The organism is Mesorhizobium sp. B3-1-7 (assembly GCF_006439385.1).
In the GTDB taxonomy this organism is placed as follows: Bacteria; Pseudomonadota; Alphaproteobacteria; order Rhizobiales; family Rhizobiaceae; genus Mesorhizobium.
The window spans coordinates 77,382-92,383 of sequence record NZ_VFTL01000016.1 but is presented as its reverse complement, the minus strand read 5'-3'; the positions used below and the strand labels follow the sequence as shown (position 1 = coordinate 92,383).

The 15,002-nt window shown below is 65.0% G+C and carries 15 protein-coding genes; 6 read left to right on the top strand and 9 right to left on the bottom strand.

The genetic code is table 11. The annotated features are described in order from the left end of the window. Window positions 1-78: 78 nt before the first annotated feature. Window positions 79-699: a pyridoxamine 5'-phosphate oxidase family protein gene (locus tag FJ417_RS15240; protein ID WP_140784019.1), complete on the top strand. Its 621-nt coding sequence runs from the start codon at window positions 79-81 to the stop codon at window positions 697-699. On the opposite strand, the gene FJ417_RS15235 is transcribed toward FJ417_RS15240, so the two are convergent. The 3 genes from FJ417_RS15235 to ftsE form a co-directional block, all read right to left on the bottom strand. Next, entirely contained in the window at window positions 696-1,424 is a 729-nt protein-coding gene (locus FJ417_RS15235) for a YdcF family protein (RefSeq protein ID WP_140784018.1), read from the bottom strand. The genes FJ417_RS15240 and FJ417_RS15235 overlap by 4 nt on opposite strands. 156 nt (window positions 1,425-1,580) lie before the next feature. Beyond that, window positions 1,581-2,573 carry an ABC transporter permease gene (locus FJ417_RS15230; RefSeq protein WP_140784017.1) on the bottom strand — a complete coding sequence of 331 codons (993 nt, stop codon included), beginning with the start codon at window positions 2,571-2,573 and terminating at the stop codon, window positions 1,581-1,583. Beyond that, window positions 2,566-3,225 carry a cell division ATP-binding protein FtsE gene (ftsE, locus tag FJ417_RS15225; RefSeq protein WP_027167480.1) on the bottom strand — a complete coding sequence of 220 codons (660 nt, stop codon included), beginning with the start codon at window positions 3,223-3,225 and terminating at the stop codon, window positions 2,566-2,568. Before ftsE ends, FJ417_RS15230 begins: the two co-directional genes overlap by 8 nt. 180 nt (window positions 3,226-3,405) lie before the next feature. Here ftsE and FJ417_RS15220 point away from each other — a divergent pair, with 180 nt between their 5' ends. The 3 genes from FJ417_RS15220 to FJ417_RS15210 all read left to right on the top strand — a co-directional run bounded on the left by FJ417_RS15220 (window position 3,406) and on the right by FJ417_RS15210 (window position 5,181). Next, window positions 3,406-4,035, top strand: coding sequence for a hypothetical protein (locus tag FJ417_RS15220; protein ID WP_140784016.1), 630 nt, complete (start codon window positions 3,406-3,408; stop codon window positions 4,033-4,035). A 148-nt stretch (window positions 4,036-4,183) separates the two neighbouring features. Further along, window positions 4,184-4,726, top strand: a complete 543-nt coding sequence (hpt, locus tag FJ417_RS15215; protein ID WP_140784015.1) for a hypoxanthine phosphoribosyltransferase — start codon at window positions 4,184-4,186, stop codon at window positions 4,724-4,726. Window positions 4,727-4,809: 83 nt separating this feature from the next. Then, entirely contained in the window at window positions 4,810-5,181 is a 372-nt protein-coding gene (locus tag FJ417_RS15210) for a response regulator (RefSeq protein ID WP_140784014.1), read from the top strand. On the opposite strand, the gene FJ417_RS15205 is transcribed toward FJ417_RS15210, so the two are convergent. Further along, window positions 5,164-6,117, bottom strand: coding sequence for a DMT family transporter (locus FJ417_RS15205; RefSeq protein ID WP_140784013.1), 954 nt, complete (start codon window positions 6,115-6,117; stop codon window positions 5,164-5,166). The genes FJ417_RS15210 and FJ417_RS15205 overlap by 18 nt on opposite strands. Before the next feature lie 368 nt (window positions 6,118-6,485). Here FJ417_RS15205 and FJ417_RS15200 point away from each other — a divergent pair, with 368 nt between their 5' ends. Further along, window positions 6,486-7,370 (top strand): LysR family transcriptional regulator, encoded by an 885-nt coding sequence (locus FJ417_RS15200; RefSeq protein ID WP_140784012.1) that lies wholly within the window; start codon window positions 6,486-6,488, stop codon window positions 7,368-7,370. A gap of 138 nt (window positions 7,371-7,508) precedes the next feature. On the opposite strand, the gene FJ417_RS15195 is transcribed toward FJ417_RS15200, so the two are convergent. The 5 genes from FJ417_RS15195 to argH form a co-directional block, all read right to left on the bottom strand. Continuing rightward, window positions 7,509-10,139: a TIGR02302 family protein gene (locus FJ417_RS15195; RefSeq protein ID WP_140784011.1), complete on the bottom strand. Its 2,631-nt coding sequence runs from the start codon at window positions 10,137-10,139 to the stop codon at window positions 7,509-7,511. A 114-nt stretch (window positions 10,140-10,253) separates the two neighbouring features. Continuing rightward, window positions 10,254-11,195, bottom strand: a complete 942-nt coding sequence (locus tag FJ417_RS15190; protein ID WP_140784010.1) for a threonine/serine dehydratase — start codon at window positions 11,193-11,195, stop codon at window positions 10,254-10,256. A gap of 28 nt (window positions 11,196-11,223) precedes the next feature. After that, complete coding sequence (gene lysA, locus FJ417_RS15185) at window positions 11,224-12,492, bottom strand: diaminopimelate decarboxylase (protein ID WP_140784009.1); 1,269 nt, start codon at window positions 12,490-12,492, stop codon at window positions 11,224-11,226. Window positions 12,493-12,547: 55 nt separating this feature from the next. Continuing rightward, a complete protein-coding gene (locus FJ417_RS15180; protein ID WP_127253283.1) occupies window positions 12,548-12,754 on the bottom strand; it encodes a lipoprotein in 207 nt (68 codons plus the stop codon). 129 nt (window positions 12,755-12,883) lie between these two features. Continuing rightward, window positions 12,884-14,284, bottom strand: coding sequence for an argininosuccinate lyase (argH, locus tag FJ417_RS15175; protein ID WP_140784008.1), 1,401 nt, complete (start codon window positions 14,282-14,284; stop codon window positions 12,884-12,886). 33 nt (window positions 14,285-14,317) lie between these two features. On the opposite strand from argH, the gene FJ417_RS15170 reads away from it, so the two are divergent. Next, window positions 14,318-15,001, top strand: a complete 684-nt coding sequence (locus tag FJ417_RS15170; protein WP_140784007.1) for a TlpA disulfide reductase family protein — start codon at window positions 14,318-14,320, stop codon at window positions 14,999-15,001. Window position 15,002 lies beyond the last annotated feature (1 nt).

Here is a 15,002-nt window from a genome sequence, read left to right as displayed (position 1 = left end):
TAGATTGCGAATATGCCCTCTACATCCGATTTTCGAAAGTGGCTAATTGATGTGCGATCCTGTCCGAGGAGCGCCAGCATGAATGAATTCACCAGCGACGTCGCCTTCACGCCGACCGTCAAGGCCATCCAATCCCGCAAGGGGTCGCGCGACTCCTATGCGCGCGTCGAGCAGCGCGGCGGCTGGCGGGCGACGATCACTGCCGACCTCGCCGCCTTCATCGAAGCGCAGACCAGCGTGTTCCTGGCGACGGCAAACGCCGAAGGCCAGCCCTACATCCAGCATCGCGGCGGGCCTGCCGGCTTCCTCAAGGTGCTCGACGAGCACAGGATCGGCTTTGCCGATTTTTCCGGCAACCGGCAGTTCATCACCCAGGGCAATCTCGAGGACAACGACCAGGCTTTCCTGTTCCTGATCGACTACATGCTCAGGCAGCGCATCAAGATCTGGGGCAGGGCGGGTGTCGTCGAAAATGACCCGGAGCTGACGGCGAGGCTGATGCCGCCGGATTACAAGGCGCGGCCGGAGCAGGCGATCCTGTTCACGGTCACGGCCTGGGACGCCAATTGCCCGCAGCACATCCCGCAGCGCTTCGAGGCGGCGGATGTCGCGGCGGCGCTGGCCGAGCGCGACCAGCGCATCGCAAGCCTGGAGCAGGAGATTGCGCGCCTGCGCGATAATGCGGCGGCTAAGGTTTAGTTCTTCGCCACAGTCGATGCTTCCGCCAGCGTGACGCCCTCGGGCGCCGCGCGGAGCGGCAGGAAGCCGCGCGCCAGCGACAGCACATATTTGCTGTATTCGGTCAGCAGCACGCGCAGGGCCTCCGGCTTGGTCAGCCAGCCGCCATTGCCGAGATTGGTGTTGACCACCGGATAGGGCTCGAGGCGCGCGCCATGCAGCAGCCGGCTCATTTCGAGCAGGCTGCGCGGCATGTGGTAATTGTTGGTGACGATGATGATGCTGCCATAGGCGTGGTTCTCCACCCATTTGGCGCTTTCCTCGGCATTGCCGATGGTGTCGAGCGCAGCGCGGTCGATATCGACGCAGCAGGAGAAGAGCTGCTTGTCGCCGCCCATTGCCGCCTGCAACTGGCGCTTGGTGGCCGATGGATGGACGCCGCTGATCAGCAGGCGTTCGCCCTTGCCGGAGGCCAGCAGGTCCATGGCCGCGTCGAGCCGCGACTGACCGCCGGTGAGCACGATGATGGCGTCGGCCCTGGCCGGGTTGAGCGGGGTGGTCATGTGGCTGACCTTGTCGGCGAACCAGCCGAAGCCGCCGGCAAAAAGCACCAGCGCGGCGAGAACGATGAAACCGCAGACGCGCAGGGCAAACCTCAAACGGCCCGACGTGGCGGAAGCAGCGGCGCGGGCATGCACCACCGGCATCCGTCCAGTTGTCCCGATCGACTCCCGCGCTTCCATCATCCCCAGGTTAATCCCGAAAGCATCCCATGGTTAACTCCGAAATGCGGCCTTTGGTAGGTAAGACGGCGCACATTGCGTTACGGCAAGTGTCTCATCTGTGATCGTTGTCCTGTTTGGATATAACGCTTTGCGCGATTTTCGGTCTGAGCTCATGGGTCAGCCCGCATCCGGTTGGCGAACGTCGATGTCGCTGAGATAGGTGACGACGGTCGCGTGCGAGGTCGCCGCTGTCAGCGCGCCGATCACCAGCACCATCAGGCCGACGCCGAAATAGCCGGCGGAACCGATGGCGAAATTGCCGAACAAAGCGGTGGCCTGGTCGGCCTGGGGCGTGGCCATGTTGCGCGACGACCACCAGGAAAAGACGATGAAGACGGCGATCGCCAGAGCGCCGCCGGCAGCCGCGCCCTTCATGCCGGTGACCAGGAAGTGCCAGCGGAATTCGCGCGCGATGAAGCGCGCCTCGGCGCCGACGAAATGCAGCACCTCGATGATATGGCCGTTGCCGGCCATGGCGCCGCGTGTGGCGAACACCACCGTCAGCACGGTCGCCGAAAGCATCAGCACCAGCACGGCGATGCCGATCGTCACCGTCGTGTGCGCCATGGCGACCAGACGGTCGACCCAGGTACGATGATCGTCGAGCGCGGCGGTCGGGATCTTGGGTGTGATGGCGGCGCGCATGGCGGCAAAGTCCGGCGGGCTGGCCTCGTCGATGGTGACGATGATAAGGCGCGGTACCGGCAGCTCGTCGATGTTGAGGCCGCTGCCCAGCCATGGCTCCAGAAGGCGCGCCGTCGCCTCGCGGTCGATGATCTTGGTGCCCTTCACGCCGGGGAACTCGCCGGCGATCTGCGAGGCCTGCGCAAGGGCCGCCTCCATGTCGAGGCCGTCGGCCGGCTTGATCTGGATCGTCGCCTCGCGCGAGATCTGGTTCTCCCAGACGGAGGCGGTATCGCGCACCAGCGTCACCGCGCCGAAGGTGAGGCAGGACAGGAAGGTCATGATGGCGATGACCAGCACCAGTGCCCGCCCGGCGATGTTTTGCGCCGGCACGATCGGCGCCGTCTTGCGCTGCACACGCCGGACCGTCACCGGCGCCTCGGCGTCGGCTTCATCCTGCAGACGATCGGCCGGAAAGTCAGTCATAGACGTCCAGCCTTCCGCCGGCCAGAATCATGCGGCGCGCATCGACCTGCTCCATCAGGCCGAGGTCGTGGGTGGCGATGACCACGGCTGTGCCCAGCCGGTTCAATTCGATGAACAGCCTGAGCAGCCGGCGCGCCAGCGGCGGATCGACATTGCCGGTAGGCTCGTCGGCAAGCAGGATCTCCGGCTGCTCGATCAAGGCCCGGGCAATCGCGGCGCGCTGCTTCTCGCCGCCCGAAAGCACCGGCGGCAGGACATGCATGCGGTCGCCGAGGCCGACCCATTTCAGAAGCTCGGTCACGTCGGTGCGATAGCTCGCTTCCTCGCGCCCGCGCACGCGCAACGGCAGCGCGACATTCTCGTAGGTGGTCATGTGGTCGAGCAGGCGGAAATCCTGGAACACCACGCCGATGCGGCGGCGCAGCAGCGGCAGTTCGCCGCGCGAGATGCGCGAGCGGTCCTTGCCGAAGATGGTGATCAGGCCGCGCGTCGGCTTCAGCGACATGAACAAAAGGCGCAGCAAGGTCGTCTTGCCGGCACCCGAGGGGCCGCTCAGGAACTGAAAGGAGCGCTCCGGAATGTGCAGGGAGATGTCGCGGAGGATCTCCGGACCCATGCCATAGCGGAGGCCGACATTTTCGAAGCGGATCACGTTCGGCGACCTGAAACTTTCGGCGGCGACGCGCCACAATCTACTTTAACAGACCATCGGCCGGCATGGTTAACCGGCGGTTAATTTTGCAACGTTCAGCGCGCATCAAAGCCATTCCGGTGGGGAAGCGTTAACCTATTCCGTTTACGCAAAAGAAACGAAGACTGCACTGGTGCCGTAATGGCTGACGAGAGAACCGCGCGCCCTGTTTCCGGCGAAATCATGACCGGCACGGCAACAAATGCCGCGCCGGATCGCGTCATGTTCGATGCAGCCGATATCGTCGATGCCGATTATGTGGTGCTGCCGCGATTTGCCGCGACGCCGTCGGCGCCCCCGCCGCAGATCCCTCCGACGCCTTCGATCGAAGGCATGGGCATGCTGCGCAAACCGGAGGCGGCGCCGTCGCGATCCTCGCGCGGCGGCCCGACGTTCTGGATTGCCGGCGTCGGCATAGCGCTGATCTCCTTCTGGGTGTCGGGCGGTCATGCGCTGGTCCGACAGAGCCCCTTTTGGGCAGCCGCGGCGCCGGCGAGCGCGCTCACCATTTCCGGCGTAACGTCGCGCATCGATGAATCGGGCTTGAAGCCGGTGCTGTTCGTGGATGGCGAGGCGGCCAATGACGGGACGAGGTCGCAAACGCTGCCGCCGCTCGAAATCCGCGTCACCGACAACAATTCCAACATCATCCGCTACAGGCTGGGGACATCCAACCGCTCGCTGGCGCCCGGCGAAAGATTCGGCTTTTCCAGCCGCTTCGATGTGCCTAAAGACGGCGTAAGAACCGTCGCAGTCATCTTCGCCGGCTAGACGGGTCGATATTCAGGTGAGGCCGGCCTGCAAATAGCGGCTTCCGGCCTTCGCCGGCCGAAGCACTTAGGAGTGGCGTGGCAGTTAAATTGAGGCTACGGCCGGCGTAGGCCGGTGCTCACGTGCGCCGATTTTTGAAGGAAAAACTATGCCAGTTGTGCGTGGCAAGGACATTGAGGTCCTGTTTTCGGCGTCGGCGATCGCGCGCCGCAATCTCGAGCTTGCCAAGGAAATCGCCGGGCGCGACTATCACGACCTGCTGGTGATCTCGATCCTCAAGGGCTCGTTCGTCTTCGCCGCCGATCTCATCCGCGCCATGCATGATGTCGGCCTGTCGCCGGAAGTCGAGTTCATCTTCATTTCCAGCTACGGCGCCGGCACCACGAGCGGCGAGGTCAGGGTGCTGCGCGACATCGACAATGAGGTCGCCGGCCGCGATGTGCTGTTGATCGACGACATACTGGAATCCGGCAAGACGCTTTCCTTCACCCGCGACCTGATGCTTTCGCGCGGCGCCAAGAGCTGCGCCATTGCCGTGCTGCTCGACAAGCGCATGCGCCGCCAGACCTCGCTCAACGCCGACTATGTCGGCTTCGACTGCCCGGACTATTTCGTCGTCGGCTACGGCATGGATGTCGCCCATGCCTTCCGCGAACTGCCGTTTGTCGGGATGGTCAAGGGCGACGCCTGAGGAGGCGCAGGAGTCGTTCCGAAAAGCCGCCGTTCGTTAGAATTTTCAGAAAACGTCAACGTTTCGGCGGCATCTATCTCGGGATGGCAAAGCTTCTGATCGTCGAGGACGATGAGTCCGTCCGCACCCTCGCCGCCCGCGCGCTGGAGCGCGACGGCCACAATGTCACCATTGCCACCGACGGTGCGCAGGGCCTGGACATGATCCGGCGGGCCCGTGGCGGCTACGATCTGGTGGTGTCCGACATCCGCATGCCAGAGATGGACGGCATCGAGATGGCGACGGTGGCCGCGAGAGAATTCCCGACGATGAGGATCATGCTGATGACCGGCTATGCCGATCAGCGCGAGCGCGCCGAGGAACTCAACGGCATCATCCTCGATGTCGTGCAAAAGCCTTTCACGCTTGCCGAGATCCGCGCCCGTGTCGGCAAGGCATTAAGCTGCTTCGCTTGAGACCGCGCCGGCCGCCGGCGCGGCCCTTCGCCGACGCCCGCCGCTGAGCGCAAGCAGGCCGGCGCCGATGATCAGCGCCGCGCCCAGCACGGTCGTTTCGCGCGGCACCTCGGCGAAGAACAGGAAACCCCACAGCGGCGACCAGAGAATGCCGGTGTATTCGAACGTGGCGACGCGGTTGGCCGGCGCCATGCGGTAGGCCTGCGACAGCAGGATCATGCCGGCGGAAGCGACGAAGCCGCAGGCGGCCATCTTGAGGAAATCCGGCATCGTCGGCCACACCCATGGCCGCACCAGGAATTCGATGCTCGGATGCGCCGCGTGGGTGATGCCGGCGAGATGAAAGACGGCCGCGACGGCAACGGCGCCGCTGAGGTAGGCGCCGTTCTGGTAGAAGGCCATCACAGTCGATGATTCGGTGTCGCCGATGCGGCGCGCCATCAACTGCGAAAAGCCGTAGAGGAAGGCCGAGCCCAGCGACAGCAGCGCCGCCCAGTCGAACACGCCGGCGCCTGGACGCACCATTACCAGCACGCCGACCAAGCCGATCAGCACGGTCGCCAGCGTCTTCCACGAGACGCGCTCGCCGAGATACGGACCGGCCATCGCCATGATGAACAGCGGCGCCATGAAATAGAGCGCCACCGCGTCGGCCAGAGGCAGGGCGGCGATCGCCAGATAATAGACCGTGTAGGACGAGAACTGGATGAAGGCGCGCAGCGTCAGCATGCCGAAGCGCTTCGAAAGCACCGCCTTCAGGCCGACATCGGCGTGGACGAGCACGATCAGGATCGGTAGCGCGACGATGGCGCGGATCGCCATCACCTCGGTCACCGGATAGCCGCTCGACACCGCCTTCACCAGCGGATCCTGCAGCGAAAAGACCAGCACGCCGAGGCAGAGGCTCAGAATGCCTAGCACCATCCGGTTCTGCATCAATGTCGGCCCCCCGCGAGCCGTTGGTTATTCAATTCACACAATTCCGGACGGAAAACCGCTGGGCACTTTTCCTGGAATTGCCCGTAGAGCAGGATGACGCTTCGCTGAACCGTCATCCTGCTCCAACTGTTGTCGTTTGAGCATGATCTTGTCCGAAAACCGGTTCCCACTTTTCGGCATCATGCTCGTAAAAAGAACCCGCTACCATTTTCAGGCAGCGGGTACGAGTGAGGACTCTTCGATTGGTCCGCGGCCGATTTCGCGGTCGCATATCCAATGGGTGTGGTGACTATCCTGCGGCGTTTGACATCTTGCAAACGAATTGGAATGATGCCAGCAATCAAATTTTCTTATGGCGGAAATCGATGAAGCCCATGCTCGACAGCGACCTCCTGCGCACCTTCGTGGCGGTGGCCGAAACCGGCAATTTCACCCGCGCGGCGGAGAAAGCCGGGCGCACGCAATCAGCCGTGTCGATGCAGATGAAGAAGCTGGAGGACATGGTCGGCGACGATCTGTTCGAGCGTGGCTCGCGCGGCGTGGCGTTGACGCGCCGCGGCAGCGAATTGATCTCGAACGCGCGGCGGATCGTCTCGCTGCTCGACGAGACGGCCGCCTCGCTGGTGGCGCCGCCGCTCGGCGGGCTGGTGCGCATCGGCATCCCGGCCGAATATGGCCGGTCGATCCTGTCGCGGGCACTCGGCGAATTCGCCAAGCGCCATCCGCGCGTCGAGGTCACGGTGCGCTACGCGCATTCTGATTCGCAGGTGAGGGCGCTCGCGGCCGGCGAGCTCGATCTCGCGGTGGTGTTCGAATGGGAGGGCTCTTCCGGCGGCGAGGTGCTGATGCACGACCCCACGGTGTGGGTGACGTCGACGCTGCACCACATGCATGAGGAAAAGCCGGTGCCGATCGCGCTTTACAGCCGCAACGGCTGGTGCCGCGACTTCGCCATCAAGTCGCTGCAGCAGCGCGGCCTCGACTACCGGGTCGCTTATACGAGCGACACCAATGGCGGCCTGACGCTCGCCGTCACTTCCGGCCTGGCGATCGCGCCGATCTCGCGCAGCAACATCCCGGACGATTGCCGCGAACTGACGGTAGCCGACGGCTTCGGCGACATCGATTCCTCCAATGTCGTCCTGCACCGCAATCCGCTGGCGACCGGCGAGGCGATCGACGGCATGGAGAATGCGATCCGCGAGGCCTTCATGCTGACCCGGCAGGCACCGGTTGCGGCCGGTCTTTGAATTCTGCAACTGTGTCCGGTTTGGAGCGGTTTGCCGATAGAATTCGCGCGCCTTGGCGATGTCGAAACATGCGCAGGATCGGGGTGACGGGTCCAAGTTTCGGCGTAGGTGACGGAAATCCGAAAGGCGTAGGCGAGCTTACTTCAGCTCTAGCAGCCGCTCGAGATAGCTGCGCTCGATATCGGGGCTGAGCGCATTGCCGAGCCGCTTGCGGATCGCATCGAGGATCTGGCGCGCGCGCTGCACGTCGATCTCATCGGGAACCTTGACCGAGGTGCCGTCATCGGGGCCGTTGGTGGCGCGCGGCCGACCCAGCGGATCGCGGTCGGCGTCCTGCTGGCGGCCGCCCTGTTCGCTGCCGCCCTGATCGCCCTGCATGGCCTGCATCTGTTTCATCATGTCCTTGGCGCCACGGCGCAGCGCTTCCAGCGCGCGGCCCTGGTGGCCGACGGCCTGGTCGCCGTCGCCCTGGCCCAGCGATTGTTCGGCATTGCCCATCGATTTGCCGGCCTCGCCGAAGCCCTCATTGGGCTCCATGCCCATGCCCTCGAGCCCCTTCTTCAGCCGGTCGAGCTCGCTCTGCAGCTGGCCCTGGCCTTCCTGCAACTGCTTCAGCGCATCGGCCAAATCCTTCGGCGACATTTTCGGACGTCCGAGCGGATCGCGGTCCTGGCCGGGGCCGGGCCGCTGCTGCTGGTCGTCGAACTGGCCCTGTTCGCCGTCCTCGCCAAGCTGCTGTTGCTCGCCGCCTTCGCCACGCTGCCCGCGCTGCATCTGGTCCAGCCGGAATGTGTCGTTCATCATTTCCTGCTGGCGGCGCATGATGTCGCCGAGCTTGTCCATCTGCTGCCGCAGCTCGCTGTCCTGCTCGCCGCCTTGCTGCTGGCGGCCGGCCTGCAGGTTATTCATCATGTCCTGCAGCTCGGAGAGAAGCTGCTGGGCCTTGTCGCGATCGCCCGATTTGGCCAGATTCTCGATCTGGTCCATCATGCGGTCGATATCGCTCTGGCGCAGCTCGCGGCCGTTCTGCTGCATCTGCGGCGCGTTCGGGTTCTGCTGCGCGCGCTGGGCGAATTCCTGCAGGAACTGGTTCATCGCCTCGCGCAGTTCCTTCATCGCCTTCTCGATCTCCTGATCGCTGGCGCCGTTCTTGATGGCATCCTGCAACGCCTGCTGCGCCTGGCGCAGCCGCCGCTCGGCGGCCGACAGATTGCCTTCCTCGATGCCGAGCGCGATCTCCCACAGATAGGACACGACGTTGCGCAGCTGGTCGTCGCTCTCGGAGAGCTTCAGCCGGCTTCTCGCGCTCATGATGGCGAGATAGTTCGACATGTTGTCGAACGTATCCTCGGGACGCAGCGTGATCGCGTCCATCAGGTCGAGGACGCGCGGCTTGGCATTGGTATCGAGCGCCAGCAGCCGGCGCTGCTCGATCACCGCGCGGGCGAGCGGATTGGCGAAAGGCCGCTCCGGCATCACCATTGTCTTGGTTTCGCTGGTCGCGGTGTGGCCGGCATCGTCGGTGACGCTCAGCGTCAGCTTGATGTTGGTGCCGGCCCAGACATGTTCGGTCAGGTCCTTGGTCGTCTTGGCCGCGTTCGCCTTGCCGCCGCGGCGCGGCAGCGTCAGCGGCATGTCGGGCGCGCCGTAGAGCGGATGGGCGTTGGCGGCCGGCGGGTTCGACGGCTCGAAAACGGCCTTGGCGGAGGCGGCGCCGTAGTCGTCGTCGATCTGGTAGTTCAGCTCGATGGCGCCGTTGACCGCGCGCTTCGGCTCGCCGACGAAGCGGATCGTGGGCGGCTTGTCGGGAATGACGGCAAAGGCCCAATGGCCGAGATCGCCGTCGCCGGATTTCAGCGTCAGCGTGCCGTTGGTGTTCAGCTTGCCGGAGAACTGTCGCACCTTTGGCGCCGTCTGGCTGGCGGCGGCGGGCGCGGTCCCCTTGGCTGCTCCGGGGGGCGCCGCGGGCTCGATGGCGCGGTCATTGCCGCCTTGATCGGCATAGCTCAGCGTTTCCTCACCCGAGCCGCCAGTGACGCGCAGCGAAACGTCGCTGCCTTGCGGAACGGAAAAAGTCTGGACGGCCTGATTGGCATCGGCGGTCAGGAACAGCGGCGCCTTGCCGGTATAGGCGGGCGGCGTCACCCAGGCGTCGATGCGCGGCGGCACGGCGTCGTGCGCGGCGCGGGCGACAAAAGCGTCGCTGACCCTGCCGCCAAAGGGTCCGAGGGAGAAGGCCAAAGCCGTGACGAACAGCAGCCCCGCCACGGCGCGCAGGCCCCAGCGGTCATAGTCCGGCACGCCGGTGCGCGGCCGGTCGACGCCGAGGCTCGAAAGCCGCTCGGCCATGCGCTTCTGGTGCTCGCGCCACAGCGCCTGCGAGAAGATGCTGTCGGCGCCGCTCGCCCGGTCGGTCTGCACCTGCACCGGGCTGTGCAGCAATTCGTTCGCCGCCTCGATGCGCCTGTCGACCTCGGCGGCCGAAGGCATGCGGAAGAAACGCAGCGGATAGAGCGCCGCGACCGCCGCCAGCGCGAACAGGATCAGAAGGCCGATGCGCGCCGAGTCCGGCAGGCGCGGGAAAAGGCCGAACCACGAAAAGCTGAAAAACAGGCTGGCGACGACCAGCAGCGGCAGCACGAGCGGCCAGGCGCGCTCGAAGGTCATCGAGGCCCGCGTCGCCAACCGGCTGAGCGCCAAGCGCCCCGCCAGGCCGCGTCCATCGCCGGCCCGGCCGCGTTCGCCGCTGGAAATGGGTCGTTCGGTCATCGGCCCTTCCTGCCCGGGCACAATAACCCGGACGTCATCACCAGAAGGATACCAGCAAACACGGCAAAGGCGAGGCGGGTTCCAAAAACGTGAAGCGGTTTGGCCGGGTTATGATCAGAAATTGGCGGGATTCGTGTTGGAACCGCAGACGAGGATCGCCACGCGCTCGCCCTCCGCCGGCACATAGCGCCCGGAAAGCATGGCGGCGAAGGCCGTGGCGCCACCGGGCTCGGCGATGATTCGCACGCGGTCCCACAGCGCTTTCTGCGCCGCGACGATGTCGTCGTCGCTGACCAGGATCGAGCGTTCGACGAAGGCCTCGGCGATCGGGAACATCATTTCGCCGACGCGCTTCGGCGCCAGCGAATCGGCGGCAATGCCTTCGGCGGGCGCATCGACCGGCTGGCCGGCCTCCAAGGCGCGGTAAAGCGTCGGCGCCCCCTCGGGCTCGATGGCGACGATGCGGATGCGTCCCGAGAACCAGGCGGCGATGCCGCCGATCAGGCCGCCGCCGCCCACGGCGACCAGCAGCGTGTCGATTTCGGGCAAGTCGGCTTCGATCTCCAGGCCGAGCGTGCCCTGGCCGAGCAGCGTTTCCTCCTGGTTGAAGGCATGGATCTGCAGGGCGCCGGTCCTGGCCGCAAAATCCTCGCTGGCGGCGAGCGCCTCTGCATAACGCGCGCCGACGACCACCAACTCGGCGCCGTAGCCGCGAATGCGCGCGAGCTTCGCCGGCGGGCTGACCTCGGGCAGGAAGATGGTCGCCTTGTGGCCGAGCTTCATGGCGGCATAAGCGACGGCGGCGCCATGATTGCCGCCGGACGCGGCGACCACGCCGGCCTCGGGCACCTGGCGCTCGAGCAGATTGGTGAAGGCGCCACGCGCCTTGAACGAGCCGGAATGCTGCAGGCATTCGAGCTTGAGATCGACCGGAAAGGCGGGACGGCCGAAATCCGCCAGGTCGACGCGCATCACCGGCGTGTGGCGGACATAGGGGCGGATGCGCGGTTCGACAGCGGCGATGCGCTCGCGCGTGATCGTCTTTTTTTCCAGCATGGCCAGCTCCTTAAGGCGCGCCGCTCGGTTATTTCAGCCAGTCGGGGACCGAATCCAGTCCGATCAGGTCCTCATAGGTCTGGCGCGGCCGCACGACGTGAAAACGGTCGCCGTCGACCAGCACCTCGGGCACCAGGAGCCTGGTGTTGTAGGTGCCGGCCTGCACCGCGCCATAGGCGCCGGCGGTGGAAACCGCGATCAGATCGCCTGCCTTCAATCTTGGCAGGTCGCGGTCGAGGCCGATGAAATCGCCGGTCTCGCAGACCGGGCCGACGACGTCGACCTTCATGCGCGGCGTGGAGACAGGCGGCTGCACCACCGGCCTGATGTCGTGGAAGGCGTCATAGAGCGTCGGCCGGATCAGGTCGTTCATGGCGGCGTCGATAACGAGGAAGTTCTTGGCGTCGCCTTCCTTCACATAGATGACCTCAGACACCAGGATGCCGGCATTGCCGACGATCAGGCGGCCGGGCTCGAACATCACTTTCAGGCCAAGACTGGTGACGTGCTTCCTGACGATCTCGGCATAGGCGTCGGGCAGGGGCGGCGGGCTGTTGTCGACGCGGTAGGGAATGCCGAGGCCGCCGCCGAGATCGACATGCTCGATCGAATGTCCGTCGGCGCGCAGCGCCCCGACCAGTTCGACCAGCAATGCGAAGGCATCGTCGAACGGCTGCAATTCGGTGATCTGGCTGCCGATATGGGTGTCGATGCCGGTCACCCTGATCCCGGGCAGTTCAGCCGCGCGGGCATAGACCTGCCGCGCGCGCTGCCACGGAATGCCGAACTTGTTCTCGGCCTTGCCGGTCGAGATCTTCTTGTGGGTCCTGGCATCGACATCCGGATTGATGCGCAGCGAGATGGGCGCCACCTTGCCGAGGGCCACGGCACGCGCCGACAGCAATTCCAGCTCCGGCTCGGATTCGACGTTGAAGCAGAGAATGCCGGCGGAAAGCGCGAAGTCCATCTCGCGCGCGGTCTTGCCGACGCCGGAAAACAGGATCTTGCTGGCCGGGACGCCGGCGGCCAGGGCGCGGCGCAATTCGCCTTCGGAGACCACGTCGGCGCCTGCGCCCTGCCTGGCCAGCGTCCTCAGCACGGCCTGGTTGGAGTTCGCCTTCATGGCGTAGCAGACCAGCGCGTCGAGGCCGGAAAAGGCTTCCTTGAAGACGCGGAAATGCCGGGTCAGCGTCGCCGTCGAATAGCAATAGAAGGGCGTGCCGACCTCGGCTGCGATGTCGGGGATGGCGACGTCCTCGGCATGGAGCACGCCGTCGCGGTAGTCGAAATGGTTCACGGGGTTCGGTTCCGGAAGGTTGAAGCTCGATGAGATCGGGTTGATCTCATCGGCTCTAGAGCAGGGGATCGAGGATGAACTTCCTGTCCTTGACCGGTTTTTCCGGCTCGGGCGGCACCGGCTGCTTGGCCTTTTCCGCATCCTTGCGCGCCTGTTCCGCCGCCTCATAGGGCGTGTCTAGGCCGGTCTTCCTGCCGCAGGCCGTGACGGTGACAACCGCCGCCAGCAGCGCCAGCGTCACCAAAATCCTGCTACGGGTCATCGATCCATCCGTTCGAAACTGTTTCTTGTGACGCCGCTTTTAGCCGAGTTTTCAGCGCTTTGCATCCCGGCAATTGCTTTGATGCATGTCGTTGTTCCAGAACCGCTGCACACGTCTGGGCGACATGCATTAAGCCTTGGCGAGCCGCTTTTTCCAATAGCGGATCTGCTTTCGCACTTCCGACGGCGCGGTGCCGCCGAAGCTTGTGCGGCTCTTCACCGAATTCTGCACGGCAAGCACCGAAAAGATGTCGTCGGTGATGCCTGGATGGATCGAGCGCAGGTCGTCCAGCGATAGCTTTTCCAGCCCGACCTTCTTCTCCTCGGCAAGCGCCACGGCGCGGCCGGTGACATGATGGGCCTCGCGGAAGGGGAGGCCCAGATTGCGCACCAGCCAGTCGGCAAGGTCGGTCGCGGTGGCGTGACCGGCGCCGGCGGCCTTCTTCATGGCGGCGGCGCTGACGGTCATGTCGCGCACCATGCCGGCGGTCGCCGCCAGCATCAGGTCGAGCGTCTCGGCAGCGTCGAAGACCGCTTCCTTGTCTTCCTGCATGTCCTTGCCATAGGTCAGCGGCATGCCCTTCATCACGGTCAGCAGGCCGACGAGATGGCCGTTGACGCGGCCGGTCTTGCCGCGCACCAGTTCGGCGGCGTCCGGGTTCTTCTTCTGCGGCATGATCGAGGAGCCGGTGGAGAAGGAATCCGACAGGCGGACGAAGCCGAATTGCGGCGTCGACCAGATGATGATCTCCTCGGCGAGCCTGGACAAATGCGTCGCGCAGATCGCGGCGAGGCTCAGGAATTCGAGCGCGAAATCGCGATCCGAAACGCTGTCCAGCGAATTGCGCGTCGGCTCGCGGAAACCCAGCGCCTTCGCGGTCATGTGGCGGTCGATGCCGAAACTTGTGCCGGCAAGGGCCGCCGCGCCGAGCGGGCTTTCGTCCATGCGCTCGATGGCGTCGCGGACGCGCGCGAGGTCGCGGCCGAACATCTCGACATAGGCCATGCAATGGTGGCCGAAAGTCACCGGCTGCGCCGCCTGCATATGGGTGAAGCCGGGCATGACGGTCGCCGCATGTTCCTCGGCGCGTTCGAGCAACGCGGCGATCAGGTCCTTCAACGCCCGGGCGACGCGCTGGCATTCCTGCTTGACCCAGAGCCTGAGGTCGACCGCCACCTGGTCGTTGCGCGAGCGGGCGGTGTGCAGGCGTCCCGCCGTCGGGCCGATCAGGTCGGCAAGGCGGGCCTCGACATTCATGTGGATGTCTTCCAGCTTGGTCGAGAATTCGAACGTGCCGGCCTCGATCTCTTTCAGGATCGTGTTCAGCCCGTGAGCGATTTTTTCTTGATCTGCCGCCGAAATAATGCCCGTTTCGGCCAACATCTCGCTATGGGCGATCGATCCGCTTATGTCCTGCGCATAGAGCTTGCGGTCGAAGCCGATCGACGCGTTGATCGCTTCCATGATCGCGGCCGGACCCGAGGCAAAACGTCCGCCCCACATCTGGTTGCTGGCCTTCTTGTCGCTCATCGCTATAACCCGTGCTCCGGAGCAGTTTTGAAAATGGCAGACGGCAAGAGATTCTTTTTTCCGGCTACGCGCCTCATCCTGGCCGCCTTGCTGGCGGGCGTGCTGGCGGGCGCGGTCGCGGTATATGTCAGCGAGAGCGGTTCTGGCAACAACGCTCCCGAGAAGGTCGCTGTTGCCGCCGGCAAGGACGACGCCGCCTGCGCGGCCAAGGCCGGGCGCGCCAAGCAGATCGCCGCCAAGGCCGTCGGCCAGGTGGCCGCGCTGCAGCCGGCCGACCCGCCGCAGTCGCTGAAGAGCCTTGCCTTCAACGGCCCCGACGGAAAGCCGATGACGCTGGCCGACCATGCCGGCAAGACGGTGCTGCTCAATCTATGGGCGACATGGTGCGCGCCGTGCCGCGCCGAGATGCCGGCGCTCGATGCGCTGCAGAAGGAAAAAGGCAGCAATGCTTTCGAGGTGGTCGCGGTCAATGTCGACACTGGCGATGACACGAAGCCGAAGAAGTTCCTCAACGAGATCGGCGTTCAAACGCTCGGCTTCTACCGGGACCCGACGATCGCGCTGTTCAACGAGGTCAAGACGCGCGGGCTGGCGCTCGGGCTTCCGGTCACCATGCTGATCGACGCGGATGGCTGCCTGATCGCGCATATGAACGGCCCGGCCGAGTGGTCGAGCCCCGATGCCAAGCGGCTGGTGGAGGCGGCGCTCGAACCCTGAT

Bases quoted from the DNA above. Each gene is read 5' to 3' on its own strand.
- FJ417_RS15240 (WP_140784019.1), top strand. From the start codon at position 79: ATGAATGAATTCACCAGCGACGTCGCCTTCACGCCGACCGTCAAGGCC.
- FJ417_RS15235 (WP_140784018.1), bottom strand. From the start codon at position 1,424: ATGATGGAAGCGCGGGAGTCGATCGGGACAACTGGACGGATGCCGGTG.
- FJ417_RS15230 (WP_140784017.1), bottom strand. From the start codon at position 2,573: ATGACTGACTTTCCGGCCGATCGTCTGCAGGATGAAGCCGACGCCGAG.
- FJ417_RS15220 (WP_140784016.1), top strand. From the start codon at position 3,406: ATGGCTGACGAGAGAACCGCGCGCCCTGTTTCCGGCGAAATCATGACC.
- hpt (WP_140784015.1), top strand. From the start codon at position 4,184: ATGCCAGTTGTGCGTGGCAAGGACATTGAGGTCCTGTTTTCGGCGTCG.
- FJ417_RS15210 (WP_140784014.1), top strand. From the start codon at position 4,810: ATGGCAAAGCTTCTGATCGTCGAGGACGATGAGTCCGTCCGCACCCTC.
- FJ417_RS15205 (WP_140784013.1), bottom strand. From the start codon at position 6,117: ATGCAGAACCGGATGGTGCTAGGCATTCTGAGCCTCTGCCTCGGCGTG.
- FJ417_RS15200 (WP_140784012.1), top strand. From the start codon at position 6,486: ATGAAGCCCATGCTCGACAGCGACCTCCTGCGCACCTTCGTGGCGGTG.
- FJ417_RS15195 (WP_140784011.1), bottom strand. From the start codon at position 10,139: ATGACCGAACGACCCATTTCCAGCGGCGAACGCGGCCGGGCCGGCGAT.
- FJ417_RS15190 (WP_140784010.1), bottom strand. From the start codon at position 11,195: ATGCTGGAAAAAAAGACGATCACGCGCGAGCGCATCGCCGCTGTCGAA.
- FJ417_RS15180 (WP_127253283.1), bottom strand. From the start codon at position 12,754: ATGACCCGTAGCAGGATTTTGGTGACGCTGGCGCTGCTGGCGGCGGTT.
- argH (WP_140784008.1), bottom strand. From the start codon at position 14,284: ATGAGCGACAAGAAGGCCAGCAACCAGATGTGGGGCGGACGTTTTGCC.
- FJ417_RS15170 (WP_140784007.1), top strand. From the start codon at position 14,318: ATGGCAGACGGCAAGAGATTCTTTTTTCCGGCTACGCGCCTCATCCTG.